General features: G+C 69.7%; 22 protein-coding genes, 2 tRNA genes and 1 pseudogene. 7 read left to right on the top strand and 18 right to left on the bottom strand.

Annotation, left to right across the window (positions count from 1 at the left end; genetic code table 11):
- Positions 1-50: 50 nt before the first annotated feature.
- Positions 51-230, top strand: a pseudogene (locus ACWD6R_RS11065) (ABC transporter substrate-binding protein); the annotation flags it as partial.
- A 66-nt stretch (positions 231-296) separates the two neighbouring features.
- On the opposite strand, the gene ACWD6R_RS11070 reads toward ACWD6R_RS11065, so the two are convergent.
- From ACWD6R_RS11070 to ACWD6R_RS11085, 4 genes are all read right to left on the bottom strand, one after another.
- Positions 297-370 (bottom strand) — tRNA-Met (locus ACWD6R_RS11070).
- A gap of 305 nt (positions 371-675) precedes the next feature.
- Entirely contained in the window at positions 676-2703 is a 2028-nt protein-coding gene (locus tag ACWD6R_RS11075; protein WP_451818420.1) for a sel1 repeat family protein, read from the bottom strand.
- A gap of 212 nt (positions 2704-2915) precedes the next feature.
- A tRNA-Met gene (locus ACWD6R_RS11080) sits at positions 2916-2989 on the bottom strand.
- A gap of 53 nt (positions 2990-3042) precedes the next feature.
- A complete protein-coding gene (locus ACWD6R_RS11085) occupies positions 3043-5904 on the bottom strand; it encodes a UPF0182 family membrane protein (RefSeq protein ID WP_451818445.1) in 2862 nt (953 codons plus the stop codon).
- A 127-nt stretch (positions 5905-6031) separates the two neighbouring features.
- On the opposite strand from ACWD6R_RS11085, the gene ACWD6R_RS11090 reads away from it, so the two are divergent.
- Complete coding sequence (locus ACWD6R_RS11090) at positions 6032-6601, top strand: PPA1309 family protein (RefSeq protein ID WP_451818421.1); 570 nt, start codon at positions 6032-6034, stop codon at positions 6599-6601.
- Positions 6602-6654: 53 nt separating this feature from the next.
- Here ACWD6R_RS11090 and ACWD6R_RS11095 read toward each other — a convergent pair whose 3' ends face one another.
- From ACWD6R_RS11095 to ACWD6R_RS11110, 4 genes are all read right to left on the bottom strand, one after another.
- Positions 6655-7743 carry a YlbL family protein gene (locus tag ACWD6R_RS11095; RefSeq protein ID WP_451818422.1) on the bottom strand — a complete coding sequence of 363 codons (1089 nt, stop codon included), beginning with the start codon at positions 7741-7743 and terminating at the stop codon, positions 6655-6657.
- A gap of 140 nt (positions 7744-7883) precedes the next feature.
- Positions 7884-8054, bottom strand: a complete 171-nt coding sequence (locus ACWD6R_RS11100) for a hypothetical protein (protein ID WP_366136868.1) — start codon at positions 8052-8054, stop codon at positions 7884-7886.
- A 127-nt stretch (positions 8055-8181) separates the two neighbouring features.
- Positions 8182-8643, bottom strand: a complete 462-nt coding sequence (locus ACWD6R_RS11105; protein ID WP_406421934.1) for a molybdenum cofactor biosynthesis protein MoaE — start codon at positions 8641-8643, stop codon at positions 8182-8184.
- A gap of 323 nt (positions 8644-8966) precedes the next feature.
- Positions 8967-10109, bottom strand: coding sequence for an SDR family oxidoreductase (locus ACWD6R_RS11110; RefSeq protein WP_451818423.1), 1143 nt, complete (start codon positions 10107-10109; stop codon positions 8967-8969).
- Positions 10110-10299: 190 nt separating this feature from the next.
- On the opposite strand from ACWD6R_RS11110, the gene ACWD6R_RS11115 reads away from it, so the two are divergent.
- Both ACWD6R_RS11115 and ACWD6R_RS11120 read left to right on the top strand, forming a co-directional pair.
- A complete protein-coding gene (locus tag ACWD6R_RS11115) occupies positions 10300-11742 on the top strand; it encodes a zinc-dependent metalloprotease (protein ID WP_406515211.1) in 1443 nt (480 codons plus the stop codon).
- Complete coding sequence (locus ACWD6R_RS11120) at positions 11739-12287, top strand: NUDIX hydrolase (protein ID WP_451818424.1); 549 nt, start codon at positions 11739-11741, stop codon at positions 12285-12287. Before ACWD6R_RS11115 ends, ACWD6R_RS11120 begins: the two co-directional genes overlap by 4 nt.
- 90 nt (positions 12288-12377) lie before the next feature.
- Here the strand turns inward: ACWD6R_RS11120 and ACWD6R_RS11125 are convergent, their stop codons facing one another.
- The 4 genes from ACWD6R_RS11125 to ACWD6R_RS11140 form a co-directional block, all read right to left on the bottom strand.
- Complete coding sequence (locus ACWD6R_RS11125; protein WP_451818425.1) at positions 12378-13133, bottom strand: AIM24 family protein; 756 nt, start codon at positions 13131-13133, stop codon at positions 12378-12380.
- Between the two features lie 19 nt (positions 13134-13152).
- Entirely contained in the window at positions 13153-13833 is a 681-nt protein-coding gene (locus ACWD6R_RS11130; RefSeq protein ID WP_451818426.1) for an AIM24 family protein, read from the bottom strand.
- A gap of 11 nt (positions 13834-13844) precedes the next feature.
- Positions 13845-15449 carry a TerD family protein gene (locus tag ACWD6R_RS11135; protein ID WP_451818427.1) on the bottom strand — a complete coding sequence of 535 codons (1605 nt, stop codon included), beginning with the start codon at positions 15447-15449 and terminating at the stop codon, positions 13845-13847.
- A 107-nt stretch (positions 15450-15556) separates the two neighbouring features.
- Positions 15557-16180 carry a M48 metallopeptidase family protein gene (locus tag ACWD6R_RS11140; RefSeq protein ID WP_451818428.1) on the bottom strand — a complete coding sequence of 208 codons (624 nt, stop codon included), beginning with the start codon at positions 16178-16180 and terminating at the stop codon, positions 15557-15559.
- A 275-nt stretch (positions 16181-16455) separates the two neighbouring features.
- On the opposite strand from ACWD6R_RS11140, the gene ACWD6R_RS11145 reads away from it, so the two are divergent.
- Both ACWD6R_RS11145 and ACWD6R_RS11150 read left to right on the top strand, forming a co-directional pair.
- Complete coding sequence (locus tag ACWD6R_RS11145; protein ID WP_451818429.1) at positions 16456-17601, top strand: ThiF family adenylyltransferase; 1146 nt, start codon at positions 16456-16458, stop codon at positions 17599-17601.
- Positions 17602-17642: 41 nt separating this feature from the next.
- Positions 17643-19052 (top strand): ABC1 kinase family protein, encoded by a 1410-nt coding sequence (locus ACWD6R_RS11150; RefSeq protein ID WP_451818430.1) that lies wholly within the window; start codon positions 17643-17645, stop codon positions 19050-19052.
- A gap of 331 nt (positions 19053-19383) precedes the next feature.
- On the opposite strand, the gene ACWD6R_RS11155 is transcribed toward ACWD6R_RS11150, so the two are convergent.
- The 5 genes from ACWD6R_RS11155 to ACWD6R_RS11175 form a co-directional block, all read right to left on the bottom strand.
- Positions 19384-19587 (bottom strand): hypothetical protein, encoded by a 204-nt coding sequence (locus ACWD6R_RS11155; RefSeq protein WP_451818431.1) that lies wholly within the window; start codon positions 19585-19587, stop codon positions 19384-19386.
- A 167-nt stretch (positions 19588-19754) separates the two neighbouring features.
- Entirely contained in the window at positions 19755-20078 is a 324-nt protein-coding gene (locus ACWD6R_RS11160; protein ID WP_359106212.1) for a hypothetical protein, read from the bottom strand.
- A gap of 32 nt (positions 20079-20110) precedes the next feature.
- On the bottom strand, positions 20111-20479 hold the full coding sequence (locus ACWD6R_RS11165; protein WP_451818432.1) for a WhiB family transcriptional regulator: 369 nt from the start codon (positions 20477-20479) through the stop codon (positions 20111-20113).
- A 172-nt stretch (positions 20480-20651) separates the two neighbouring features.
- Positions 20652-20978 carry a hypothetical protein gene (locus tag ACWD6R_RS11170; RefSeq protein ID WP_451818433.1) on the bottom strand — a complete coding sequence of 109 codons (327 nt, stop codon included), beginning with the start codon at positions 20976-20978 and terminating at the stop codon, positions 20652-20654.
- Positions 20979-21142: 164 nt separating this feature from the next.
- Complete coding sequence (locus ACWD6R_RS11175; protein WP_451818434.1) at positions 21143-23389, bottom strand: ATP-dependent DNA helicase UvrD2; 2247 nt, start codon at positions 23387-23389, stop codon at positions 21143-21145.
- A 132-nt stretch (positions 23390-23521) separates the two neighbouring features.
- Here ACWD6R_RS11175 and ACWD6R_RS11180 point away from each other — a divergent pair, with 132 nt between their 5' ends.
- Complete coding sequence (locus ACWD6R_RS11180; protein WP_451818435.1) at positions 23522-23779, top strand: glutaredoxin domain-containing protein; 258 nt, start codon at positions 23522-23524, stop codon at positions 23777-23779.
- 182 nt (positions 23780-23961) lie between these two features.
- Here the strand turns inward: ACWD6R_RS11180 and ACWD6R_RS11185 are convergent, their stop codons facing one another.
- The gene (locus ACWD6R_RS11185) at positions 23962-24825 is read right to left on the bottom strand and encodes a bifunctional 5,10-methylenetetrahydrofolate dehydrogenase/5,10-methenyltetrahydrofolate cyclohydrolase (RefSeq protein WP_451818436.1); all 864 of its coding nucleotides are present in this window, start codon (positions 24823-24825) and stop codon (positions 23962-23964) included.
- Positions 24826-24854: the final 29 nt, after the last annotated feature.

The following is a 24854-nucleotide window of genomic DNA, read 5'->3' on the forward strand; positions in this document are numbered from 1 at the left end:
CCGCCCCAGGGCCTGGGCGCCGGACCGCACCTGGTGCCGACGATGAGATCGACGGGGCGACGCTGCGGTCGACTCCGTCGATGCGAATGGACTGGGAGATCCGGGAGGGCACGACGGACCGCCTGCAGCAGGCATACCACGATGCGGGCGTCTCGGCGGGCAAGCCGGTACCGGAGGAGAAAATCGTCGACCGGGCGATGTACGGGGAGGCGGTGGGCCACACGCTCTGAGGCGATGGCCTCGGACATGAACAGAGGGCCGGATCCCTGTAAAAGGATCCGGCCCTCTGCCTTCAGTAGCGGGGACAGGATTTGAACCTGCGACCTCTGGGTTATGAGCCCAGCGAGCTACCGAGCTGCTCCACCCCGCGTCGATGAACACAACATTACGTGACGCCCCCGACCAGCGCAAATCCGTTTCTGCGGGGTGGCGCGGCGGCCCGCGGAGACTCGGCGTACCGGCCCGCACAGGGGGCCGGGGGCTCGGGGAAGGATCGCGGGTGACGGGGCTGACCGTGGCACGGCGCCGGGCCCGCCGGCACATCCCCGTGGCACGGCGCCGGGCCCGCCGGCACATCCCCGTGGCATGCAGCATGCCCGGCGACCCTGCACCGGCTCGGACGGGTGGGGCGCCAGGGCCGGCGCCACGCTCCGTACCGTGCCCCTGGTGCTTCCCCTACGCGGTCAGCTCCTGGTGCAGTGCCTCGCGCAGCCGCGCTGCCCGCTCGGCGACCTCCGCCGGGCCCAGCTCGACTGCCCGTGCGCACCAGCGCTGCCCCTCGGTGAGTTCGCCGCGGCGGGCGGCGAGCAGGGCGAGGCGCAGCGCGGCCCGCCCGTGCCCGTCGTTCGCGGCGCGGCTCCACCACAACGCGGCCTCGCGCTCGCTGCCCTCGCGGGCGAGGAGCAGCCCGAGGTTGAAGGCCCCGTTGCGGCTGCCCGCCTCGGCCGCCTCGCGGTACCAGCGGGCGGCACTGTCCACATCGCCGCGAGCGGCGGCGAGCATGCCGACGCGCACCTGGGCACGGCGGTGCCCCTGCTCGGCGGCCCGCTCGTACCACTCCTCGCACTCGGTCTTCTCCGGCATCGGCTCGCCGAGCGCGGGCGGTCCCGGCGGCGGCTGCCGCGAGTCCAGCACCCCGGCCAGCCGGAAGGCGGCCTCGGCGCTGCCGCCACCCGCGGCGCAGCGGAGATGACGCTCGGCCTCCTGCTCCTCGCCGTGGTGCAGCAGCGCCATGCCGACCTGGAGCGCCGCCTCCGTGTGCCCGGCGGCGGCGGCCCGCTCGTACCAGCTGAGCGCTGCCCGGTCCTCGTCGCGCCCTGCGTGCAGGATGCCGAGGTTGAAGGCGGCGTCGACGCTGCCCGCCTCGGCGGCTTTGGAGAACCAGGGCTCCGCACCGGTCGCGTCCCCCGCCTGGAGCAGGAGTACGGCCAGTGCGTTGGCGGCCTCGCGATGACCGGCGTATGCGGCACGGCGGTACCACTGCTCGGCCTGCGGCGTACGGTCCTGGGCAGCGCAGAGCAGTCCGAGGTTGTACGCGCCGTTGACGTCGCCCGCGTCCATGGCGGCGCGGTACCAGCGCTCGGCGGTCTGCTGCTCGCCGCGGGCGGCGTGCAGGGCGCCCAGGGCGTTGGCGGCGTTGCCGTCACCGTCCTGGGCGGCGCGCAGCCACCACACGGCGGCGCTCTCCTCGTCGCCCGCATCGCGCAGCAGGAATCCGAGCGCGCAGGCGGCCCGCGCCTCGCCGTCCTTGGCGGAGGTGAGGTACCAGCGGCCGGCCTCCTTGAGCTCGCCGCGCCGTTCGAGGATGGCGCCGAGATGCAGGGCGGCGCGACGGTGTCCGCGCGCCGCGGCCTGCCGGTACCACTGCTCGGCCCCACCGACCTGCCCGGTGGCGGAACCGGCCACGGGTCCGTCGTCCTTGCGCGCGGCGGCCCCACCCGCGTTACGTGTACTGGTCACGGGACCACCGGCCGCACCCGGACCGGACCCCATGCCCATCCCGAGCCCCACGTCCGCTCCGGGACGGCCGAACGCGTCGTGCGGGTCGTCCGCGGCCCTGCGCTCCAGGGCGCGTGCCAGGCGGTAAGCGGCCTCCCGGTGGCCCTGCTCGGCGGCGGTACGCAACCAGCGCTCGGCGCCGACGTCGCTGCGATGTTCCAGCAGGTCGGCAAGGGCGTACGCGCCCAGCGCATGGCCCTGCTCGGCGGACTGGCGCAGCCAGTACTCGGCGCCGGGCTCGTCGCCGCGCTCGCGGTAGTGGCGGCCCAGGGCGTGCGCGGCGGCGGCGGAACCGGCGACGGCGGCGATACGCCACCAGCCGGCCGCCTCGTCGGCATAGCCGCGCTGGTGGAGGAGAACACCCAGGTTGTTGGCGGCAGCCCGGTCGCCGTCGGCCGTGGCTCCCCGCAGATAGGGCTCGGCGCCGTTCAGATCACCACGGCGCAGCAGCAGTGCGCCGAGGACGCTCATGGACACGGTGTCCCCGGCGTCGGCGGCGCGGCGGTGCCGCGCTTCGGTCTCGGCGCTCTCCGTACTCTCGGCCTCGCCGGAAGCCGCCACGGTCCCGGCGTTCTCAACGGTCACGGCGTTACCCGCAGCGTCAGCGACAAAAGCCGCGTCCGTCACGTTTTCCATCCCATGGACGTGCCGCTGCACAAACCGCCCTGTTTCCAACAGAGTTGCCCTGTCCCCCATAAATACCATCGTCCCACCACCTGCAACCCGCGTACACCTGGTATACCGCGGCCAGTGAGGTCACTTCAGCGTTTTGTCGACATGCCCACAGAGAGATAAGTCAAACACGTCCGGACCCAACTCGTGCCCTGCGAACCGCACTTCACGCCCACCACATGGGAAGGTTTCACGGCACGACGAAGGCCCGGATCCTCGAAAGAATCCGGGCCTTCGTCTTTCAGTAGCGGGGACAGGATTTGAACCTGCGACCTCTGGGTTATGAGCCCAGCGAGCTACCGAGCTGCTCCACCCCGCGTCGTTGTGTTCAAACCGTACCACGACGCGGGGTGGGGCTTTACCGGCAGCTGCTCAGCTGCCCTTGTCCGCCTTGGGCGCGGCCGCCGCCGCACGCTTCAGCGCGTCCTGCAGATCGGCCTGGGCCTTGCCGTAGGCGGTCCAGTCCTGCTTCTTCAGGGCTGCCTCACCCTCCGCATAGGCCTTCTGCGCATCCGCGATCGCCTGCTTGAGCGCGGCGTCGCCGGTGGTCGCAGGTGGCTTCGTGGTCTCGCCCGGCGGCTGCGTGCTTTCGGTGCCGTCCACCCCGAAGACCGCGTTGAGCGCCTCCCCGAGGCTGTTCTCGAAGACGATCTTCGAACCGTACGAGGCAGCCACCTTGCGCAGCAGCGGGTAGTTCTGCGTGCCACCGCGCGTGTAGACCGGCTCGATGTAGAGGAAGCCCCCGTCGAGCGGCACCGTCAGCAGGTTGCCGTACTCGATGTCGGAGTCGGTTCCCTTGAGGTTTCTCACGAACTCGGCGACATCGTCGTTGCCGTTGAGCTCGCTCTGCACCTGCCCGGGGCCCTTCACCGTCGTGGTGACTCTGAGCAGCCGTATGGTGCCGTAGTCCTTGCTGGCCGCATCCGCGTCCACCGCCATGAACGCCCCGAGGTCGGGCCGCCCCTTCGGGGTGAACGTGGTGGTCAGCGAGAACTTCTGGGCCGACTGGTCCGGCATCTTTATGCTCAGGTAGTACGGCGGGACGGCGCCGGACTCCTTGTTCGTCGGGTCGTCCGGGACCTGCCACGCGTCACTGCCGCTGTAGAACTGTGCGGGGTTGGTGACGTGGTAGCGGGTGAGCAGCTCGCGCTGCACCTTGAACAGGTCCTGCGGGTACCGCAGGTGGGCCATCAGGTCCTGGGGGATGTCGCCCCGTGGCTTCACCGTCCCGGGGAACGCCTTGCGCCAGGTCTTGAGGACCGGGTCCTCGGTGTCCCACTCGTACAGCGTGACTTTGCCGTCGTACGCGTCGACGGTGGCCTTCACCGAGTTGCGGATGTAGTTGACCTGGTTCTGCTGGGCGACGACCGCGCGCTGGTTGGTGGTCAGCGAGTCGGCCGTGGTGTCACCGAGCGTCGTGCGCGAGGCGTACGGGTACCCGTTGGTGGTGGTGTACGCGTCGACGACCCACTGGATGCGGTGGTTCACCACCGCCGGGTACGCGTCGCCGTCGATGGTCAACCACGGGGCGACCGCCTCGACGCGCTCCTTGGGCGTGCGGTTGTAGAGGATCCGCGAGCCCTCGCCGATGGCCCCCGAGTAGAGGATCTGCGGCTCGCTGAACGAGACCGCGTACGCGGCGCGGTTGAACGCGTTGGAGAGGCTGACTCCGCTGTTGCCCTTGTAGCTGGTGGTCTTCTCGCCGTCCTCCTCGTAGTCGAGCTCCTTCTGGGGCCCGCCGACGATGGAGTACTGCTCGGTCTTTTCGCCGTAGTAGATCTGCTGCTGGTACGTGCCGAGCTCGCCGGTGGTCGGCAGACCCGACTCGGTGAAGTCCGGGGACCCCTTCGGGTTCTGGCCCGTCGTGGTGCCCCGCGCGGCGATGGCGCCGTAGCCGTGGGTGTACGTGAAGTGGTCGTTGATCCAGTTGCGCTTGGGGATGCCGTCCAGGTTGAGCTCGCGCAGACCGATGACCGTGTCCTGGTCCTTGCCGGCGGCGTCCTTGTAGCGGTCGACGTCCAGTGTCTTGGGGAACTGGTAATAGTTCCGCTTCTGCTGGAGCTGCTGGAAGGCCGGGGAGACGACGTTGGGGTCCATCACCCGGTAGCTCGCCGCGTCGTCCGCGCTCGCGCGCAGCTTCGCGTCGTCCGTCGTGGTGCTCTTGCCCGAGTAGTCGGTCACCTGGGCGTCGTCGATGTCGTACGCGTCACGCGTCGCCTGGATGTTCTTCCGGATGAACGGGGCTTCCTTGGCCTGCTCGTTCGGCTGGACCTGGAACTTCTGCACGATCGCCGGGTACAGCCCGCCGATCAGGATCGCGGAGAGCACCATCAGACCGAAGCCGATCATCGGGAGCTGCCAGGTGCGGCGCCACAGCGTCGCGAAGAACAGCACGGCGCAGATCGCGGCGATGCAGAACAGGATCGTCTTCGCCGGCAGATAGGCGTTGGCGTCGACGTACCGCAGGCCCGTCCAGTTGTCCGTCGCCTTGAAGTCGCTGGACTTCACCGCCAGCCCGTACCGGTCGAGCCAGTACGCCACGGCCTTCAGCGAGACGAAGACGCCGAGCAGCACCGACAGATGGCCGGTGGCCGCGCCGGTCGCCCGCGCGCCGGGACTGGTGATGCGGAGCCCGCCGTACAGGTAGTGGGTCAGCGCGGCGGCGATCAGCGAGAGCACCGTGGCCGCGAAGCCGAAGCCCAGCAGGAAGCGGTACCACGGAAGGTCGAAGGCGTAGAAGGAGACGTCCAGATGGAACTGGGGGTCCTTCTGCCCGAACGCCACGCCGTTCACGTACATCAACCACGTGCGCCACTGGCCCGATGCGGACGCTCCGGCGATCAGCCCGACGAGCGCGGTGACCGCGAGCAGTACCCACCTCTTGTACGGGGCGACGCTCATCCGGTAGCGGTCCAGGCTCTGCTGCTCCACCGACATCGCGCTCAGCGGCGGCCGGAGCCGGTGCGCGAGCCAGATGTTCAGGCCGACAGCGATCGCCATCAGCAGTCCGAAGACGAGGAACAGCCCGATCTTGGTCCACAGGGTGGTGGTGAAGACGGACGAATAGTCGACCGACCGGTACCAGAGCCAGTCCGTCCAGAACCCGGCGAACATGACGAACGCCATGGCGAGAATCGCCAGGACGCCGAGTGTCATGAGCAGGGTACGGGCGCGCCGGGACGGGCGGCCGACTCTGATCCGTGGCCCGGTCGGGCCTCCGCCGCGGTCCGGCATCTGGAAAGCCAACGTGCGCACCTCGAAGTTCGCTGTCGTGTGAAGCGGGCCCAGCGATCGTAGAGCCCACCTATGCAACTTACTGAGGCTTTACCTAGTTCCCGTTCCCGGGGCGGAAGGAGGCAGGATGTTAGGCATGCCCAACGTTTCCCCCTCAGGCCCCCCGATGGCCGCAAGCCCCCTCACCGTTGCCGTGCTCGAAATCGACGAGTACGCCGCCGGCCTCGGCTGGGACCAGCCCGCCCGGCTCTTCGCTCTCGTCGACACCGCCAAGCTGCGCGCCCAGGAGCCGGGGCTCGCCACCCAGCTCGGTCTCGACAGCCCGGAGTCGACGACCGCCGCACTCACCCCGATCGAGCAGGAGGAGATCCCCCGCGGAAAGGCGCTGGACGAGTTCCTCGCCACCATTGCCTGGCCCGACGCGGTGGCCGGATGCGCGATGACGGTGGAGCGCCTGATGCTGCCGCCGTCCGCCGAGGCCTCCGTACCGGACGGGCTCAGTGACGCCCAGCTGACGAAGTGGGTCGCCCGGCACCCCGACCGGCAGGAGGTGCGGATGACCGTGGCCGTCCTGCGCAACGGTGCGCGGGAGTCCGCCGTACGGCTCCGGGAGAAGGACTCCGCGAGCGAGGTACTGACCGGCGCGGGTCTGGTACCGGGGCTGGCCGAGGCGCTGGCCGCCACGTTCGAGTCCTGAGAGTCCGACCACGGCGGGCGGTATCGCGCCCGCCGTCCCTGTGGGGGGCGCGGTCAGCCTGCCGAGCAGCTCGGCAGAGCGGCCGTGTCCCCCGTGCGGATCTTCTCCAGCGACTTCTTCGCGTCGTCGATCGTCCTGACCTTCACGAGCGTGAGCCCGCTGGGGGTGTCGGACGCGGCGGCCCTGCAGTTGTCGTCCGGCGTCAGGAAGTACCTGGCGCCCGCGTTGCGCGCGCCGACCAGCTTCATGTTGATGCCGCCGATCGGACCGACCTTGCCCTGGTCGTCGATGGTGCCGGTGCCCGCGATGAACTTGCCGCCGGTCAGCTGGCCGGGCGTCAGCTTGTCGACGATGCCCAGGGAGAACATCAGGCCGGCGCTCGGGCCGCCCACGTCGGCGAGCTTGATGTCGATATGGAACGGGAACGTGTGGTCCGTCCCGGCCTGGATGCCGACGATCGCCCGGTTCTCCTTGGCCGCCTTCGCCGTCGTGATGGTGATCTTCTCGGAACCCTGCGGCTCCTTGCCGGCCTTCTCGGCGGCGGCCGCCGTCTTGGCCGGGATCACCGTGAACGTGACGTTCTCACCGGGCTTGTGCTTGGTGACGAGCTTCGCGACGTCCTCGGGCTGTTTGACCGCCGTACCGTCGACCGCCTTGATCACATCGCCCGCGTGCAGCTTGCCCTGCGCGGGGCTGTCCTTGATCACCGTGGAGACCACGACGCGCGAGGTCACCGGGATGCCCAGCTCGGTCAGGGCGGCGACCTTGGCGCTCTCCTGGGACTGGCTGAACTCTTCGGCGTTCTCGTGCGTCGACTGCTGCTCGGTCTTGCCGTCCGGATACAGCGTGTCGTGCGGGACGACGACGCTGTCGTGGGCGAGCCAGCCGTAGACGGCCTCGACGAGGTTCATGTTGTAGTCGGCGCCCGTGACCCGCACCGTCGTCATATTGAGGTTGCCGGACGTCTTGTACGTCTTGTGCCCGGAGATCTGCAGGACCGGTTCTCCACCGACCTTGCCGAGCGTGTTCACCGTCGGACCGGGAGACATCTCCGAGTACGGCACTTTCATCAGCACGCCTGCGCAGAGCAGCGCGATGAGGATCAGTGTGGAGGCGAGCATCGTCGCGGTGCGGCGTGGCATGGAACGACAGTACGGGAAGGGTCTGTCAGTGCACTGCCGGGGCCGGTCCGTAAGGGGCGGAGGGCCAGGTGAGGTGCTGTGCCGATCGGCGTGGGCAGCGCCGCGATGCGGATTGGCGACTGCGTACGTGCGGTGCTGCCTCAGGCAGCGTCGGAACCGGAGTGAGATTTCTCCATCGCCTCACGGAACCGGGCATACCCGGCGAGTTCGGTGACATCGCCGGTCGTGCGATTTCTGGCGGCCCAGCTCCCCCATATCGCAGCGCCGAGAGCAGCGAAAAGCGGAATCAGCAACCAGGCAAGTGCTGCCATGACGACCTCCCTACCCCATGAGCGACCGCAACTGCCGATCAGCAGATTAGCCATCTGCAGAATCAACGCTCATGGCAGGGGTGCGGTTACGCAAATCGGGGCGGATGACCGCCGGTTGGGTTTGAGCTCAGCAGGCGCCGACCCACTCCTCCGTGCCGTCGGAGAACCGCTGGTGTTTCCAGATCGGAACCTCGTGCTTGAGGTCGTCGATGAGCTTGCGACACGCCGCGAACGCCTCCGCGCGGTGCGGGCAGGAGACGGCGACGACGACGGCCGGATCTCCCACCTCCAGTTCACCCACACGGTGTACTGCCGCCAGCGCCCGGACCGGGAACTCGGCCACGACCTTCTCGGCCACCCGGCGCATCTCGTCCTGCGCCGACGGATGGCAGGAGTAGCCCAGCGCGCCGACGTCCTGTCCGCCGTCGTGATTGCGCACCGTGCCGACGAAGAGCGCGGTGCCGCCCGCGGCGTCGTCCCCGACGGCGCGGAAGATCTCGTCGACCGACAACGGTGTCTCGCGGATCTCCAGCAGCCGGATCGGGTCCTGCGCTGCCTGCTCACCGGGGTGGTCGTGGGTGGGTGCCATACCGCCCATGGTGCCGTACCGCGCCGACATCGCGGAATAGCCCTTTTCACCGGCGGACCATCGGCAGCCTTGGAGTCTTCTACAGACCCGCCCGGCATGATCCGGACGAAAGACCCTAGCTGGTGCCGTGACCGGCGGTGTTTGCCCCATGAGGAGCGTCGTCCAGTGCGTGCGATCGCAAGGCGGCCGGAAGTCCCCCAGTGGGGTCTCCCCCTGCTCGAACGAAGGTGAGAGCCTGGGGAAGGAGCTACCAGGGCTTGTGGCCAACGCGGCGAGCGGGCGTGCTGGACGGTGCGACGGGGCAAAGCTTGCCGGGAGGGGCACTAGATGCGTCGGCGCGCCTTGCGGGCGCGACGGACCAGGGCGGCGGTGCCGAGCAGCGCGACGGTCGCACCGGCGGCACCGGCAGCGGTGGCGTCCTTGCGGCCGAGCCGGCGTCCGGCGACGGTGTGGCGGCCCTCGACCTCTTCGAGGAGCGCGGCAAGCACCTCCTCGTTGGTCCACCGGGGACGCCAGCCGGCGTCGTGCAGTCGGCTCACGCTGACCACCCAGGGGTGCATCGTGTATGCGAGGTCGCCCGCGGGGGACGGGGTGAGACCGATCCGGTGCAGCCGGGCTGCGGCGCCGAGGGCGACGGCGGAGGGCAGCTCCATCCGGCGTACACCACTGAGCTCCTCGACCTCCTCCTGCTCCAGCCAGCCGTCGCAGCCGACCGCGAACTCCCCGTCGATCTTCTCCAGCGCGGCGTACTCGAGGGCCGTGACCAGGTCGTCGACGTGGCAGAACTGCCAGGCGGGGCGCGATCCGGCGACGACGAGGAGGCGCGGCGACTCGAAGTAGCGGGTCAGCGCAGTGTCCGTACCGCCGACCAGAACGGTGGGGCGGACCACGGTGACGTTGAGCCCGGGGTGGGCACGAGGTGCGCGGCGGCCGAGCCGTTCGATCTCCAGGAGGTCACCGACACCGGTGGCCTCGGCCGTGGCACGCAGCTCTGCGTCCTCGGCGAGCGGGATGTCGTTGTCGGGCAGCGCCCCGTAGACCATCGCCGAGGTGCAGAGCACGGCCCGGTGGACTCCGGCGGCCGCGGCGGCCGTCAGCACGGTCTGGGTGCCGCGGACGTTGTACGCGGTACGGGCGGCGGGGTCGGTCTCCAGGTCGAGATCGAGTGCCAGATGAACGACGACGTCTGCGCCGCGCAGTTTCTCGGCGATGGCGGGGTCGCGCACGTCGAGAATGTGCCAGGTCGCATCGGAGACCTCGCCTCGGCGCTCGTCGATGGCGATGACCTGCTTGATCTCCTCGGATGCCGCGAGGCGCGCGGTGAGCAGCTCACCGACGCCGGTCGCGGCACCGGTGACCGCGACGACGGGGCCGCGGCTCTTGGAGCGGCTTTTCGAGGGCGTGCTCTCGGGCGAAGGGTCGGCCAGGTTTCGCGCTGCGCGAACCTGAGGATCTGGGGAACTCACCGGGCGTCTCCAGCGGTTGTCTTCAGTACGTACCCGAATGACGCGTACGTACCAGGTGGCGTCCATCCTGCCGCAGGCCGGGACCCGGCGGAGCACTGAGGCCCTGAGCGGACATGGTGTCTACGCTGGATGGTGATGTCGGGCAGTCGCCGTCGGTTCGAGCCGGCGGCCCTACGAGCCGAGGAAACCCGTGAGTGACACCCCATTCGGATTCGGCCTTCCGCCGGAGGAGCCGGAGAACGGCGACGAGGGCAAGAAGAAGGACCCCACCGGAGGTGGGCAGGGTTCGGGCGGGCCGGCGAACCCGTTCGGCTTCGGGCCGGGCGCGGGCGGGGACAACCCGTTCGCGGCAATGTTCGGCACGATGAACCCGAACGACCTGGGAGCAGCCTTCCAGCAGCTCGGCCAGATGCTGAGCTACGAGGGCGGTCCCGTGAACTGGGACATGGCCAAGCAGATCGCCCGCCAGACGGTTGCGCAGGGCACGCCGGACGGAACGAAGGACGCGAGCGTCGGCCCGTCCGAGCGGTCGGCGGTCGACGAGGCGCTGCGCCTGGCGGATCACTGGCTGGACGGCGTGACGTCGCTGCCCTCCGGTGCGGTCTCGACCGTGGCGTGGAGCCGTGCGGAGTGGGTCGAGGCGTCCCTTCCCGCCTGGCAGAAGCTGGTCGACCCGGTGGCGGAGCGTGTCGGCATGGCCATGGGCGATGTGCTGCCCGAGGAGATGCAGGCCATGGCCGGCCCGCTGATCGGCATGATGAGATCGATGGGCGGTGCGATGTTCGGTCAGCAGATCGGGCAGGCCGTGGGTGTGCTGGCGGGTGAGGTGGTCGGTTCGACCGATATCGGGCTGCCGCTCGGCCCGGCGGGCAAGGCCGCGCTCCTTCCGTTGAACGTCGAGATGTTCGGCAAGGACCTGAGCGTGCCGCAGGACGAGGTGCGGCTCTATCTCGCCCTGCGCGAGGCTGCCCACCAGCGGCTCTTCGCCCATGTGCCGTGGCTGCGCTCGCACCTGTTCGGCGCTGTCGAGGGGTACGCGCGCGGCATCAAGGTCGACACCAGCAAGCTGGAGGATGTGGTCGGCCAGTTCGACCCGTCGCAGCCCGAGCAGCTTCAGGACGCCCTTCAGCAGGGCATGTTCCAGCCGGAGGACACACCGGAGCAGAAGGCGGCGCTGGCCCGGCTGGAGACGGCGCTCGCGCTGGTCGAGGGCTGGGTGGACGCGGTGGTCCACGAGGCCGCGAAGTCCCGGCTGACCTCGGCGGACGCACTGCGCGAGACGATGCGCAGGCGCCGTGCCTCCGGCGGCCCGGCCGAGCAGACGTTCGCCACGCTGATCGGGCTGCAGCTGCGGCCGCGGCGGCTGCGGGACGCCTCGCGGCTGTGGGCGTCGCTCACGGACGCGCGCGGTCTCGACGGGCGCGACGCGCTCTGGGAGCACCCGGACATGCTGCCGACCGCGCATGACCTGGACGACCCGGACGGGTTCGTGCACCACGAGCAGCTGGACTTCTCCGAGCTGGACAAGATGCTCGGCGAGGCCGCGAAGGGGCCCCGGAAGCCCGCGGACGACAAGGGCGAGGAAACCGGCGCCACCGGCGACAGCGACGGCAAGGACGACACCGACCAGTGAGCCTGTACGACGACGCCGTTCTCGTACTGAAGAGGTACGAGGACCGGGCCGACGCTGATCAGGAGCAGCTGCGGCAGACCTATCTCGACCATCTGGCACAGCATCCGGACGGCATGTGGAAGGCGTGCGGGGCCGGGCATCTGACGGCCAGCGCGCTGGTCGTCGATCCGGAGCGCGGACGGGTGCTGCTGACACTGCACCGGAAGCTGCAGATGTGGCTCCAGATGGGCGGCCACTGCGAACCCGAGGACGCCACGCTGGCGGCCGCTGCGCTGCGTGAGGCCACCGAGGAGTCCGGCATCAGTCGTCTGACGCTGCTGGCGGGCGGCCCGGTGGTGCTGGACCGGCATGCGATCCCGGCGCCCTGCCACTGGCATCTGGATGTGCAGTACGCGGCGCTGGCGCCGTCGGGCGCGACGGAAGAGATCAGCGACGAGTCGCTGGATCTGCGCTGGTTCGCGTACGACGAAGTGGCCGAGGTGGCCGACACCTCGGTCGTGCGGCTGGTGGCACGTACGCGCGCGGCGCTGGAAGGCGGCCGGTAGCCGTACCGACGGCCCTCGGCACCGGCACATCAACGGGTGAGGGGCGCCCTCCCACGAGGTCGCCCCTTACCCGTGTCCGTGCGCCGCGGTTCAGTTCCAGGCGTTGTTCTGGTTCTGGCCGTGCGCTCCCTGCTGGCCCATGCCGTACTGCGCGCGCACCCCCTGGCCGATCTGGGCGCTCTGCGGGGGCAGCACCTCGCTCGGCTGGACCAGGGCGAAGCCCTGTCCGAGGAAGCTGAGCTCCCAGCCCTCGCCGGTGTTGCCGCGCCGCCGCCAGACTCCCGAGGAGTGCGTCTGTGCCTGCATCTGCACGCGCAGCGAGCTGGACCAGGCGACGATCGCGTCGGCGTCGACGTTGACGTACTTGTCGGGCGTGACCTGCATCATCAGCGGCTGGCCGGACGTCATCAGGGCGACCTTGCCGGTGCCGGAGATGTTGAGCTGGTACTTGCCCGTGCCCGAGATGCCGTACTGGCTGTCCACAGCGATGACCTCGGTGTGCAACGACGAGTCGAGTGCCAGGACATAGGCGCTGTCCACCGTCATGCCGTCCCGGTCGACGTCCACGACATGGACGTACTGCGCAAGGTTGGCGAGGTAGACGGTGCCCTGCCCCGAGCAGCGCATCAGGTCGAGGCCCTCACCGGTGTTCGCGCGGGCGCGGCGCTGCCCGTGCGACTGGTACTCGCCGTCGAACTCCATCAGCCCCTGGTACGCGACCATGGCTCCCTTACGGGCGAGGACGTCGTCGTGGCCGGTCAGCGAGACCCGCAGGAGCTGCGGGTTCTGCAGGGTGTACCGGTCCTGGGACTGCTGTTCCGTGTAGTTGAAAAGCGGACTCTGCATGGTGTGTTCTCGCTCCCCCTCAGTTCCGGACCCGCAGGCGGTCCGTACTGTCCTCGCTCGGCTGGACGACGACGATGCCCTGGCCGGAGAACGCCATCTGGAACGCCTCGCCGCTTCCCCGCCCGATCAACGAGGAGGCCTTGAAGCTGCGCTTGCCCTTCACCTTGAGGTTCGGGGACCACGCCACAAGGGCGTCCGGGTCGACATAGGTCTCGTCCTCGCCGCGTCCGCAGTCGACGACGATCGGCGTGCCGCGCGAGGTGATCGCGACCCAGCCGGTGCCGGAGATGCAGACGTTCCACAGGCCCTGGCCGGCGAACTTCGCCAGCCCCTTGACCCGCTCCACGCCCCAGGTGAGGTGGCCGTCGAAGGCCAGGACGTTGGTGCCGTTGACCGAGAGGGAGTCGTTGTTGAGATTGATGACGACCACATCCGCGCCGTAGTCGGCGAGGTAGAGCAGCCCGTCACCGGAGCACTTCATCAGGGGTGCACCCTCGCCAGTGATCCACTGGGAGGCGATCTGCCGGACGGCCGGCGGGTTGGGCTCGTACTGGATGAAGCCCTCGGAGGACACCATCGAGCCGGTACGTGCGTAGAGGTCCTGGCCCGTGGCCATGGCGACCTTGAGCATCGTATGGCCGTGGTTCTCCATACGGGCCGTGACGGGGGTCGGGGCGAAGCCCGCGAGTTGCTGGTTCATGACGGGCTCCCTCAGACCTCGTAGGGCTGGACGACGATGAAGTTGCCGGGGGCTCCCCGGAACTGGAGGTTCACGGTCTCTCCGCTGTGCCCCGGGTACGCGTTGCGGCGCAGCCGGACCTGGCTGGAGATGATCACCTGGGACGCGGACGACCACGCCACGACGGCGTTGCAGTCGGCGAACGTGGTCGGCGTGACCGGCAGGACGACGGGGACGCCGTGGGTCTTGACGACGACCGTGCCGCTGCCCTGGAACTGCATGGTGAACAGGGCGCCACCGGGGATGCCGTGACCCTCGATCCTGCGGACCTCGTACTGCAGCGACTCGTCGAAGGCGAGGACGCTCTCCGCGGAGACGCAGATGCCGTCGCCCTGGAGCTCGATGGAGTGCAGATGAGAGCCGTCCTCGGCGAGGAAGACCTGGCCGCGACCGGTACAGCGCATCAGCTGCATTTCCTGGCCGGTCGCATTCCCGACCATGCGGCCTGCAAAACCGGCCCCCTTGTAGCTGAAGTCGACCTTCCCCTGATACATCACCATGGAGCCCTGACGGGCGAGCACCGGTGTACCGCCCATGGTGAGGTCGACCCGCATGAGCTGCTGGTTCTGCGGCGTCCAACGCTGGCCGGTGGCCGTCTCCTTGTACGGCTGGAGCGCGGCCTGCAGACCGGCGCCGGCCTGCGGCACACCCTGGGGCATGCCCGGCTGCATTCCGGGGGGCTGCTGCCCGTACGGAGCCGGGGCCTGCTGACCGTAAGGGGCGGCCGGCACGGCCTGGCCGGGAAACTGCCCGAACTGGGGCTGCTGGGGCGGCTGTCCCGGCTGACCGTAGGGAACGGGGGCGGGCGCGGGCGGCGGGACGGTGCCACCCTGCGGTGCCATCGGCGCCGCGATCGTCGGCGCGGCATGCATCTGCTGCTGCGGAGTGGGGGCCTGCGCGGCCGGGGCACCGAAGGACGGAGCCGGCTGCGGGACTTGAGGGACCTGGGGGGCGGCCGGGACACCGAAGGACGGAGCGGGCGCCGGGGCCTGCGCGGGCGGGGCGAACGACGGGGCCGCCGCCTGCGGGTGCGGTGCGGCGGGCGCCTCCTCGGCGACCTCTCCGCCGAAGTTCTTCAGCAGCGCGTCGAGGCCGCCGTCGAAGCCCTGTCCGACAGCGGCGAACCGCCAGACGTCCTTCAGGTAGAAGTCGCCCAGCATCACCGCGCGCTCGGTGGTGAACTCAGAGCCGGTGAAGGCGTACCTGACGACTTCCTCGCCACCCGCGACGATCCGGATGTATCCCGGACCGATCTGCGACATCTGCCCCGCGCCGTCGACGGTCGCGGTGAACGACAGCTTGTGAATGTTCGCCGGAATGCGGTCCAGAGTGACGCGGAACGACTCGGTGTCACCGGACTGGGCGCCGAGGAGCTGAATGGACTCCTCGGGCGATTTCGGCTGATTGAAGAAGATGAAATACCGGTCGTCGGAGAGCTGCTCATGGGCATCGAGGCCGAAGCAGCTGATGTCGAAGGTCAGTCCAGGACCGGCGATCTGCACACCTACGTACAGATCCGTCCCCGGCGTGAGATCACTGATCTTGGCCTTGTGGCCGCGTTGGAATTCCCTGGCCATGCGTAACGACCGTCCCCCATCCCGAATGTGAATGCGTCGCGCCAGGCTAACCGCAAACTCCGACATTGAGCTAAGTCGGTACACACCCGGTACAGAATCACTGAACGTCACTCACCACGCGCGGCAGGCAGATGAGGCAGCCGGTCCGCCGCCACCACTCCTTCGAGGTAGCCGCGGGCCCGCTCGGTACGCGGATACGCCTCCAGCAGCCGCCAGAACCGAGGACCGTGACCGGGGACCAGCAGATGCGCCAGCTCGTGGATGAGCACGTAGTCGACGACGTACTCCGGCATACCCTGCAGACGGTGCGACAGACGGATGCTGCCCTCCGCCGGGGTGCAGGACCCCCATCGGGTGTTCTGGTTGGTCACCCACCGCACCGAGGCGGGCCTGGCCCGGCCCGCGAAATACTGGGCGGACAACCGCTCGGCACGCTCGGCGAGTTCGCTGTCGCCGAGGATGCGCTTGCGCTCCTGGGCCGCGAGTCTGTCAAGCATCACGGTCACCCAGCGCCGCTCCTCCGCCTCCGACATCCTGGCGGGGATCAGCACGATGGTGCGGTCGCCCTCCCGGTACGCGGAGACCGTTCTGCTACGGCGGGTGCTCCTGCGGACCTCGACCGCGCTCGTCACCGAGACGCGGGGCGGATGGCTGGCCGCGCTGCGCTGATGGTCTTTGGCGCTGCGCGCGGGGGTCTCCCCGGCGAAGCCGGGTGACGGGTCGGCGGGCACGCCCCGACGTTACCCGCTGTCAGTGCGGGAAGTCCCGCCTCCGGGAGGGTTCGCGCATGATCCGTTCCATGGCATGCACCATTTGAACGACTAATACCCCATGCCTGTGGATAACTTTCTGCACGCTTCGGCGCCGGCCTGCATTCTGGCAATGGATCTCGCGAAGCTCCGGTCCGCGGCCGGCGCACGCAGATCACTCCGGACCGCACAGAGATCGCACAGAGATCGCACAGAACAGCGACAGCAGCAGGACGAACACGGGCCAGGGGGAAGCCATGCATCCGATGTTGAAACCCGCACTGCGCCGAGCGTGGCGTGGAAGGAACACCGTGCAATTCGGGGTGACGCCCGCTCACGCGGTGAAGGTGGGGCCGATGGATATCGCCACGCGCAGTTTCCTGGAACTGCTCGACGGAACGCGCGGCCTGCCGCTGCTGCGCGAGGAAGCCAGGGCACTGGATCTGTCGGACCATCAAGTGGACATGCTGGTGGCGCGATTGGCGGAAGCGGGACTGATCGACGATGTCCGGGCGGGCGGGCCGGAAGCCGATGCGTTACGGAACCGGGCCGACGTACTGGAGCGACAGCGCCCCGACCTCGCGTCGCTCTCGGTCGTGCACCCCGAACCCGGGGGCGGGCTGAGGCGGCTGGCGGCCCGCCGCGCGATGCGGGTCCAGGTGCGGGGCTCCGGCCGGGTCGGTGCGGCAATCGCGGCGGTGCTGTCCGGGTCCGGTGTGGGCCTGGTCGAAGTCCTGGACGGTGGGGTCACCGAGCAGTCGGACGTCGCACCCGGCGGGCTTCCGGCCACTGCGGTCGGTGAGCGCAGGGACACCGCCGCCCGGCAGTTGGTGCGACGATCCGCTGTCGGTCCCGCCCCCCGGACGACCGGTCCGGACCGCTCCCCGTCGCGTGGTGGTCCCGGGCTGTCCCTGGTCGTGGTCGCTCCGCGGGACGGTCTCGCGGCGTACGCCCCCGACCCGCGTGCAGCCGAGCCATGGATCGCTTCGGGCACTCCTCATCTCTATGCCGGGGTGATCGAGGCCACCGGCGTGGTCGGTCCGCTGGTACTGCCCGGCGGTACGGCCTGCGCGGGATGCCTGGACCTGCACCGCGCGGATCGGGATCCGCAGTGGCCGCGGATGCTTGCGCAGTGGCGGTCCGGGCGGCGCGGCGCCGTACAGGCGTGCGACCTGGGGCTGGCGACAGCGGTGGCCGGTCTCGCGGCGGCCCAGGCACTGGCGTTTCTCGATGGCGAACTGCCCGCCGGCACGGGAGCCAGATGCGAAGCCGCCCTGCCGCTGTTGGACTGGCGGTCGGAGCGGATCGGGCCACACTTCGACTGTTCCTGCGGGGCGGGTGGGCACACTGGGAGGGAGCGCACCTTCGGGCTCGGCGCGGCGCAGGACACAATGGCCGGGTAATCGCCGCACGCGGCACGGCAGTCTGGGATTTGGAGGGGCGTATGTCTGATCTTCCCCGGAAAGCGGTCACCCGTACAGCCAAGTTGGCCGCACTGCCACTCGGCTTCGCCGGCCGTGCCACGTGGGGGCTGGGCAAGCGGATCGGCGGCAGGTCCGCGGAGATAGTGGCCCGTGAGCTCCAGCAGCGCACGGCGGACCAGCTGTTCCGCACGCTGGGCGAGCTGAAGGGGGGCGCCATGAAGCTCGGTCAGGCCCTGTCCGTCTTCGAGTCGGCGCTGCCCGAGGAGGTCGCCGGGCCGTATCGGGCGGCGCTCACCAAACTGCAGGAAGCCGCTCCCCCCATGCCGACCCGTACCGTCCACGCGGTGCTCACGGAGCGGCTCGGTGAGGACTGGCGGGAGCTGTTCCTCGAATTCGACGACAAGCCGTCGGCCGCCGCGTCGATCGGGCAGGTGCACCGGGCGGTCTGGCACGACGGGCGGGCCGTCGCCGTGAAGGTTCAGTATCCGGGCGCCGGGGAGGCCCTGCTCTCGGATCTGACCCAACTCAGCCGCTTTGCCCGGTTGCTCGGCCCGCTGATCCCCGGAATGGATATCAAGCCGCTCATCGCGGAGCTGCGCGACCGGGTGTCGGAGGAGCTGGACTACGAACTGGAGGCGCAGTCGCAGCGGGAACACGCCGAGGAGTTCGCGAACGACCCCGATGTGGTGGTTCCCGGTGTGGTGCACCAGTCCGACCAGGTGCTGGTGACGGAGTGGATCAACGGCGTCCCGCTGTCCGAGGTGATCGCGGAGGGCACCCAGGAACAACGGGACCGGGCGGGTCAGCTGCTGGCGCGATTCCTCTTCTCGGGTCCGGCGCGCACGAATCTGCTCCACGCCGACCCGCATCCCGGCAACTTCCGGCTCCTGCCCGGGGGCGGGGAAGTGGACGGGGCGGCGGAAGGCGGTGGGAGCGGGCCATGGCGGCTCGGGGTGCTGGACTTCGGCACGGTGGACCGGCTGCCGGGCGGCCTGCCTCAGCCCATCGGGGACTCGTTGCGGCTGACGCTGGAGGGTGACGCGGAGGCAGTGTACGAACTGCTGCGCGAGGAGGGCTTCGTCAAGGAATCCATCGACCTCGACCCGGATGAGGTACTCGACTACCTCCTGCCCATCATCGAGCCGGCGCAGGTGGAGGAGTTCACCTTCACCCGGAGCTGGATGCGCAATCAGGCGGCCCGGATAGCGGACCCCCGCTCCCCCGCCCATCAGCTGGGCAAGCAGCTGAATCTGCCGCCCGCCTATCTGCTGATACACCGGGTGACGCTGAGCACGATCGGGGTGCTGTGCCAGCTGGGTGCGACGGTGCGGCTGCGGGACGAACTGGAGTCCTGGGTCCCGGGGTTCCTGCCCATCGAGGATTTGCCCGATCAGCAGAGCCGGGATCTGGATTCCCGGACCAGGAACTGACCGGCCAGGAGCTGACCTAGGACGAACTGCTCGACAACCGGCCGGCCTAGTGCCGTGACCGGCAATGTTTGCCCCATGAGGAGCGTCGTCCGGTGCGCGCGATCGCAAGGCGGCCGGAAGTCCCCCAGTGGGGTCTCCCCTGCTCGAACGAAGTTGAGAGTTTGGGGAAGGAGCTACCAGGGCTTTTGGCCAACGTGACGAGCGGGCGTGCTGGGCGGCGCGACGGGGCAAAGCTTGCCGGGAGGGGCACTAGGATCCGGCACGGTGTCCAGGACCGTCCCCGCCGACCCCGACCGCGGCGCCGGCACGGGCCTCGGCGCCAAAGGGCAGGTCACCACCAGGCCGAATCGAGGCGGCCCTCGATCGCCCTGATGTGAGTGCGGGCGCAGTCGTCGCAGAAGTACTGGCGCCTGCCGTTCTCCACGGAGCAGATCCAGCTCGGCGGAGCGTACGCGCTGTCGGCGGTGGTGCCGCACAGGGTGCACACCACGATCTCGGCACCCGGGTGCGCGGGGTGATGAGTCTCCTCGTCCACCCCGTGACGATAACTCCGTCCCCGCTGCGCGGCACGGCACCACACAGCACGGCCGCGGGGCCGGTCCGTTCGGACCGGCCCCGCGGAAGGGGTACTGACAAGGGGGGGTACTGGCTGCTGCCGGGCGGAGCGGCGCCCGGCAGCGGGTGCTGCGGTTTCCGGCCTGGCTAGTGCATGACCGCCATGGCCAGCGCACGGCGGGCGCGCATCGAAACGCGCTCCGCCCGGCGCTGCATCCGCCGAGCGGTGACCAGGCGCACGGCCCGGCGCTCCGCGTCGGCTTCCCTCAGGCGGTCGTGCATATGCGCACGCGCCAGGGCTTCTGGGATGAGTTGCATCTCGCGGGTCCTGTTCTGACGCGAGTCGTTCGCGCCGATGATCGTGACGTTCGGTGTCGCGGAGCCGATGGGCTCATTCGTGGGGACGGTCATTGGTGCCTGATTTCGAGGGTCGTGGGTCCGGGGACGATCGATGGTTCCGATGCGCTTCATGGGTTTGGGAGCCGTGGCTCCCAGGCCGGCGGTCACGCCGCGACCGGGTTCTTGCGCGGACGGCCACGCGGCCGCTTGCGAGCGACGACGACGCCCTGGATGAAGAGCTCGCCACCCCAGACGCCCCACGGCTCGCGGCGCTCCTTGGCGCCGGCGAGGCAGGCCTCGACGAGCGGGCAGGTGCGGCAGAGCGACTTGGCGTACTCGACATCGGCCGGCGACTCGGCGAAGAAGACCTCCGGGTCGTAGGAACGGCAGGGGACGGGCACGCCGAGGTTCTCGATGGCGTCGTCGAGCGCGGTGAGCGCGGTGAGGGGGATCAAGGTGGAGTCCTCCGTGAGGCCGGGCGGGGGGATCGTTTCGGAAGGCGGTACGGACGGGGCGTGCGCTTTGAGTTGCACGGTGGTGGTGTCCTCGTCTGGTTGTTCCGGCCGGTCGGCCGGGTGGCTGCTGGTACCGGGTACTGCTTGTCCCGAGGCGCCTTCTCGCTGTGTCGTCCGTTGGGACAAAACAAAAGGGCCGCGGATCCCGAGTGGGGTTCCGCGGCCCTGAAGGCGCCGGCCTGATGGTGGATCAGGCTGGATCACTCCAGGGTTCAGGCCCACGGAAGGCCCACATCATGTGGTGGTGCGTCGTCTGCTGCTCGGCTCCGGCACCGACTGCCGCAAAGGCATAGGCCGCCTTGGCCTGTCCCTTCGCTACTGCTGCCGTCGGTGCCTGGGTCGGTCGCTCATTGCGCTCCCGCACGGGGAGGCTCGCCAGGGACAGCGGGCTGACGGCGGAAATGCCGGACAGACCGGTGCCACGAAGCGAAAATTCCGAAGAGCAGGCGAGGCCGAGCGAGCAGGCGGAGACGACCGACGGATCGGTCATTTTGTTGGTCTCGATGATGCTGATCACGACAATCGCCTCCTCTCGGCGTCTCGGTGGACCGGCGGGCCGGTCCTGCGTATTCGGATAAGTACAGCACAGGATCAGGGCTTCAGAGAAGTCGCTGTTCCCGTGGTTAAGAACCTATGGTGATGACTGGGGCGGGCGCAAACTATTTTTTCGACGAGTTTTTCTCACACCTCCTCGTCGTCGCCTCCAAGCCCCTCGACCGGGTCCTCACCTGCACAGATGGCCAGCACGGCGGCTCCGAACCGGTCCATCTTCCGGACACCGACCCCGGAGATTCCCGCCAGTTCGCCCTCGCTGCCCGGCACCGCCTCCGCGATCGCCATCAGCGTCTTGTCCGTGAACACGCAGTAGGCGGGCTGGCCGATCTCCTTCGCCCGGTCCGCCCGCCAGTCGCGCAGCCGCTCGTACAGCGCCTCGTCCATGTCGGAGGGGCAGTCCTCACAGCGCATCAGCTTCATCTCGCCGGCGTCGGTGAGTGTCTTGCCGCAGACCCGGCACAGCGCGGGGCCACGACGCCTGCGCTTGATCACCGCGAGGCGCTCGATGCCTCCGCCGCCGACCGTGCCACGCCCGCCGAGCGCCGCCGAGCCGGGACGCACTCCGTTCAGGAAGCGGCTCGGGTGCCGCCCGCCGCGGCTGCCCGGCGACCGGGACAGCGACCATGACAGCGAGAGATGGAAGCGCGCCCGGGTGACACCGACGTACAGCAGGCGGCGCTCCTCCTCGATCTGCTCATCCGTCCTTGCGTACGTGATCGGCATCATGCCCTCGGTCAGCCCGACCAGGAACACGGCGTCCCACTCCAGGCCCTTCGCCGAGTGCAGCGAGGCCAGCGTGACTCCCTGGACCGCCGGGGCGTGCTGGGCGGCAGCCCGCTCGTCCAGCTCCGCCACCAGATCGGAGAGCGTCGCCCCCGGCTTGGCCTGTTCGAGGTCCTCGGCCAGCCGGACCAGCGCGGCGAGGGACTCCCAGCGGTCGCGCATCGCGCCGGAGCCCGCGGGCGGCTCCGTGGTCCACCCCTTGGTGGAGAGCACGGCCCGCACCTGGGAGGGCAGCCCCTCCGCGTCGTCGAGCAAGGAGTCGTTCCCCCCGGCGCGCGCCGCGCCGCGCAGGGCGACGCCCGCTTCCCGCACCTCCGCGCGCTCGAAGAAGCGCTCCGCGCCGCGCAGCTGGTAGGGCACGCCCGCGTCGGAGAGGGCCTGCTCGTAGACCTCGGACTGGGAGTTGACCCGGTAGAGCACGGCGATCTCCCCGGCCGGGACGCCGGCGGCGATCAGATCGCGGATCCGGCGGGCGGTGCCCTCCGCCTCCGCGGGCTCGTCCCCGTACTCCGTGTAGGCCGGCTCGGGACCCTTCTCCCGCTGCGAGACGAGTTCGAGCCGGTGCTCGGCGGCGCGGCCACGGGCCTGGCCGAGCAGGCCGTTGGCCAGGTGGACCACCTGGGGCGTGGAGCGGTAGTCCCTGACCAGCTTGACCACGGTCGCGTTCGGGTGGCGGGTGCGGAAGCTCAGCAGGTGCTCGGGGGTGGCCCCGGTGAAGGAGTAGATCGTCTGGCTGGCGTCCCCGACGACGCACAGGTTGTCCCGGTCGCCCAGCCAGAGGTCGAGCAGGCGCTGCTGGAGCGGGCTGACGTCCTGGTACTCGTCGACCACGAAGTGCTGGTACTGGCGGCGGACATGGTCGGCGATGTCATGACGGTCCTGGAGGATGGCGATGGTGAGGAGCAGCACGTCCTCGAAGTCGATCACCGAGCGGTCGCGCTTCAGCTGCTCGTACATCGCGTAGATCTGGGAGATCTCAGCGGTGTCGCGCGGGGCGTCGCGCTGGGACTTGGCGACCACGGCCGGATAGTCGCCGGGCACGGTCTGGGTGACCTTCGCCCACTCGATCTCGCTGGTGACGTCCCGCAGCTCGTTGCGGTCGAGCCGGATGCGGCAGCGGGCGGCGGCCTCGGCGACCAGCTGGACCTTGCGTTCCACCAGCCTCGGCAGCTCGCCACCGACTGCTTTCGGCCAGAAGTACTGGAGCTGGCGCAGGGCGGCGGAGTGGAAGGTCCGCGCCTGCACCCCGGCTGCGCCGAGCTGGCGGAGCCGGCCCCGCATCTCGCCCGCGGCCCGGTTGGTGAACGTGACGGCCAGCACACTGGTCGGCTGGAGTATTCCGGCGCGCACCCCGTACGCGATGCGGTGCGTGATCGCTCGCGTCTTGCCCGTACCGGCTCCGGCCAGCACGCACACCGGGCCGTGCAGGGCCAGGGCGACCTCGCGCTGCTCGGGGTCCAGCCCGTCGAGCACGGCGTCCGCCGACTCGGGGACCTGCGGGAAAAGAGAGGAATGCGTTGCTGCTGTCACCCCGCCATGCTGCCAGGTCGGGAGAGGCGGACGCGGAAGTTGTCCACAGGGGAGCGGCATCCGTCGTACTAATGCGGGGTCGGCGGCGGGAATGGTGACCAGGTCACGTGCGTTCCACTCCCTGCGGGGATGCGCATGGGCGGCTTTTCCGCAGTCGTGAGTGAGACGAACAAGACAGAGGAGCGCGAAAACATGCCGGGCACTGTGACGATGTACAGCACCACGTGGTGCGGCTACTGCCGTCGGCTCAAGGGCCAGATGGACCGCGAGGGCATCACGTACAACGAGATCAACATCGAGCATGACCCGGCGTCCGCGGCCTTCGTCGAGAAGGCCAACGGAGGCAACCAGACCGTCCCGACCGTGCTGGTAGTTCCCCCCAACGGTGGCGAGAACATCGTGATGACGAACCCGAGCCTGGCCCAGGTGAAGCAGGCCCTCGCGGTCTGACGCTCCCGCGCGGTGCGCCCCCTCTCGGCGTCTGAGCGAGCGATTCCCGCACCTCGCGGCAGCACGCCCGCGCGTACGCGCCTGCAGACACGCCCGCCGCCTTCCGGTCCGCCGGAAGGCGGCGGGCGTTTCCGTGCCCGCGAGCCGGCAGGCGTTTCCGTGCCGGGCAACCGGGCGTCAGCTCACGCCGCGGCCCCGAGCTGCAGGGCGGCCGCGGCCACTGTCTGTTCGAGAAGGACCGCGATGGTCATCGGTCCGACGCCGCCCGGGACCGGGGTGATCAGCCGTGCCCGCTCGGCCGCGGTCTCGAAGTCGACATCGCCGACGTTGCCGTCGTTGTATCCGGCGTCGAGCACCACCGCACCCGGCTTGATGTCCGCACCGGCGATGAAGCGCGGCTTGCCGACCGCGGCCAGCAACACGTCCGCCTGCTGCACGATCGACGGGAGGTCGGCCGTCCGTGAGTGGCAGTACGTCACGGTGGCGTCCTGGCCGAGCAGCAGCATCCCGGCGGGCTTGCCCAGGATGGCGCTGCGGCCCACGACGACCGCGTGTTTTCCCGCGAGGTCGACCTCGTACTCGTCGAGCAGGCGCATGATGCCGCCGGGTGTGCAGGAGACGAAGCCGGGAAGGCCGAAACTCATCGCCGCGAACGAGTGCATGGTGACCCCGTCGACGTCCTTGGCCGGGTCGATCGCCTCGAAGGCGGCGCGCTCGTCGATGTGGGGACCCACGGGATGCTGCAGCAGGATGCCGTGCACATCGGGGTCGTTCGACAGTGCGGTGACCGCATCGACCACGTCCTGTGTGGTGGAGGTGGCGGGAAGGGCCACGTGCCGTGACGCGATGCCCGCGCTTTCGCAGCGGCGGCGCTTCATCCGGACGTAGGTCACGGACGCCGGGTCGTCGCCGACCAGCACGGTCGCCAGGCAGGGTGCCTTCCCGGTGCGCAGCCGGAGTTCCGCCGCCGTCGCGGAGCTGGTCTCGATGATGCGGCGGGCGAGGGCGGTGCCGTCCATCGGACGGGCTGTCTGTGTCTGGGCCACGCTTCACTCCTGAGCGTCACAAGGATCAC

Source organism: Streptomyces sp. NPDC005151 (genome assembly GCF_053599875.1).